This is a genomic window from Mesorhizobium sp. M7A.F.Ca.ET.027.03.2.1, assembly GCF_003999175.1.
Lineage (GTDB): Bacteria > Pseudomonadota > Alphaproteobacteria > Rhizobiales > Rhizobiaceae > Mesorhizobium.
In genome coordinates this window covers 1-3,091 of sequence record NZ_RZOM01000752.1, presented here as the reverse complement: position 1 = coordinate 3,091, position 3,091 = coordinate 1, and the positions used below count along the sequence as shown (strand labels likewise).

General features: G+C 61.7%; 4 protein-coding genes. All 4 read right to left on the bottom strand.

Going from position 1 to position 3,091, the window contains the following annotated elements; all coding sequences use genetic code 11:
• On the bottom strand, positions 1-824 hold an 824-nt coding region (locus EN750_RS26180), incomplete at its 3' end, for a DMT family transporter (RefSeq protein WP_145967920.1).
• A gap of 225 nt (positions 825-1,049) precedes the next feature.
• Complete coding sequence (locus EN750_RS26175; RefSeq protein WP_127269771.1) at positions 1,050-1,409, bottom strand: hypothetical protein; 360 nt, start codon at positions 1,407-1,409, stop codon at positions 1,050-1,052.
• A 120-nt stretch (positions 1,410-1,529) separates the two neighbouring features.
• Positions 1,530-1,964 (bottom strand): hypothetical protein, encoded by a 435-nt coding sequence (locus EN750_RS26170; protein WP_236383069.1) that lies wholly within the window; start codon positions 1,962-1,964, stop codon positions 1,530-1,532.
• Between the two features lie 88 nt (positions 1,965-2,052).
• Complete coding sequence (gene moaA / locus EN750_RS26165) at positions 2,053-3,048, bottom strand: GTP 3',8-cyclase MoaA (RefSeq protein ID WP_127270849.1); 996 nt, start codon at positions 3,046-3,048, stop codon at positions 2,053-2,055.
• Between the last annotated feature and the right edge of the window lie 43 nt (positions 3,049-3,091).

Here is a 3,091-nt window from a genome sequence, read left to right as displayed (position 1 = left end):
CCGATGATGATGGTGGCGCCGACGATCATCGGCGGATCGGGGATATCGGCGAAGATGAACAGGCCAAGCAGGATCGACCAGATCAGGGCCGTATAGCGGAACGGCGCGATGAAGGAGATGTCGCCCGCCCGCATCGCCATGATGATGAACTGGTAGCCGATCACCACCAGCACCGCGGCCAAGGCCAGCAGGGCTGTGCTGTCCCTCGTCATCGGCGTCCAGCCGCCCATTGCCGGCAACAGCGCCGCACCGACGATGGTCATGGCAAGCGCGGTTGCCGTCGACACCAGCAATGTCGGAATGGCCTCCGGGATTCGCTTGGTGGCGAGATCGCGCACCGCACAACAGGCAACGCTGGCCAGCGCCGCCAGCGAGTAGATGCTGAACCCTTCGAAGCCAGGCCGAACGATAATCAGCACGCCGGCAAATCCGATGGCGATGGCAAGCCAGCGCCGCCAGCCGACAGCCTCGCCAAAGACGAGTGCGGCCCCCATCGTCACCGCCAGTGGCAGCGCCTGCAGCACCGCCGAAACATTGGCGATCGGCAAATGGGCGAGGGCGACGAGAAAACTCACCGTGGCACCGGCCTCGCTGATCACGCGCAGGGCAACCAGAGGCTGCAGCATCGAACCCGGGCGGGCGAGCGCGCCGCGCTGCCAGGCGAGCAAGCCGACGAAAAGCGAAGCGAAAGCCCCACGGATCAACATGACCTGCGCCATGTTCATCGATTGTGACGAGTATTTGGTGATGGCATCGTTGAGGCAGAAGCCGGCCATCGCCACCATCATGAACAACGCGCCGCGAATATTTGGTGACAGGGGCAAGACGGCTACCGGTTCTGCTAATGCATGTCGCCCAAAAGTGACCTCGGTTTTGGGGAAACGACACGCATAAGAAACAAAGACCTAAAGCGCGTCGCCTGAATCCGTTCAAACGCGACGCGCTTTAGGCAGCAAGCCTGTAACAGCCGGGCGTGAAACAGCAACAGCAAAGGGCTGGGCCACAGCCTTGTTTGTGGCTCAGAAGATCACCTGCAATGGCGGCAGAACTTACTTCTTCGGCGTCAGCACCTCGGTGCCATTGCCTTCCTTGCCGGCGATGGTCCACAGACCATGCAACGAGCCGTCGTCCGTCATCTTGTAGACGACGAGGCCGATATCCTTGCCCATGACATAGCCGGCCGAGAAGGCATCATCGTTGCGCATGCAGATGCCGTCGGAAGATGAGCCACCGGTTTCCCAATGGATCGCGCAGGTCGTCCCGCTGGTCAGCGTGATGGTTGCCTCGCCGCCATAGGCAGAGCCGTCGAAGTTGGTGCCGGCGACCGTATAAGTGCCGCCGATCGACTGGGCCGCAGCGGGCACGGCCGCGAGACCAAGCAAGGCTAGAGAAAGAACGAGTTTGCGCATGGTGTATTCCCCCTGTGAGCGAAGATCCGCTTCCAGGGAAAGGGTAGGTTGGAACAGACTGGCCGTAAATCCGGCTGTGGTTCGCGAACAAGACTTTTTCTGGGGTGTGGTCCGAAACTTTCACGACCCCTTGAGACTGCCGGCAATGGCGCCGACCAGCGGGTCGTATTTCGACTTCAGGGCCGGAGGGTAGTCGACCCAGACCGTGCGGATGATACCGTCTCTCCCAAACAGACGTCGCTCGTAAAACATCTTTCCATCCTTAACGCCCGACAGCACCGCCCAATCGCTGCCGGCCTTGCCATAGGTCACCTTGTAGCCGGCTTCATCGCTGGCCTTCTCGGCCGCCACAAAGCCCTTCGGCGTATCGTTGTCTATGTTGAGGATGCCGGAGCAGATCAGGCTGGCGCCATCGGCGCTCAGCCATTGCTGTCCGTCGCCATTATCGGGCTCCGGCTGGCGATCGGTGAAGATCTCGTCGGGAAAGGTGCAGACGGTGCCGAAGCGCTCGTTCACATAAGTGAACGGCGCGGCGACCGCACTGCTTGCTGCCATTGTCGCAATCGCCAGGAATGAAGAGTGCAGCCGCATGCTCGCCTCGAGTCATGATCCGAAGCGATCTTGCATGAATTTCACGAAAAGATCAGCCGCCGGTGACGCTCATATGGCGTGACACCGATGGGCGGCTGGTGCGGCGGTCGATGATGAAGTCGTGGCCCTTGGGCTTGCGGCCGATGGCTTCGTCTATTGCATCGGCGACCAGCTCGTTGCCTTCGGAGGCGCGCAAGGGCGCGCGCAGGTCGGCGGCATCTTCCTGGCCCAGGCACATATAGAGGGTGCCGGTGCAGGTCAGCCGGACGCGGTTGCAGCTTTCGCAGAAATTATGCGTCATCGGCGTGATGAAGCCGAGCCGTCCGCCAGTCTCGGCGACCTGGACATAGCGGGCCGGGCCGCCGGTCTTGAAGGGAATGTCGGTCAGCGTGAACTGGCGTTCCAGCGACGCGCGCAGCAGCGACAGCGGCAGATACTGGTCGGTGCGGTCGGCATCGATCTCGCCCATCGGCATGGTTTCGATGACCGTCAAGTCCATGCCGCGGCCATGCGCCCAGCGCATCATCTCGGGCAGCTCGGCGTCGTTGAAATCCTTCAATGCCACCGCGTTGAGCTTGACCTTCAGCCCCGCCGCCTGCGCGGCATCGATGCCTTGCATGACCTTGTCGAGATGGCCCCAGCGGGTGATCTTGTGGAACTTGTCGGCATCGAGCGTATCGAGCGACACGTTGATGCGCTTGACGCCGCAATCGGCGAGTTCGGCGGCAAAGCGCGACAGCTGCGAGCCGTTGGTGGTCAGCGTCAGCTCTTCCAGCGCGCCGCTGGCGAGGTGCCGCGAGAGCTGGCGCACCAGATGCATGATGTTCTTGCGCACCAGTGGCTCACCGCCGGTGAGGCGCAAGCGCCTGACGCCTTTTTCGATGAAAACCGTGCACAGCCGGTCAAGCTCTTCCAGCGACAGCAGGTCCTTCTTAGGCAGAAAGGCCATGTCCTCGGCCATGCAATAGGTGCAGCGGAAATCGCAGCGGTCGGTGACCGACACGCGGAGATAGCTGATCGTGCGGCCGAAAGGATCAATCATGTCCATGCTTCAAGCGCTTCCCGTGGCCGTGAACGGCTTCGTTATATAC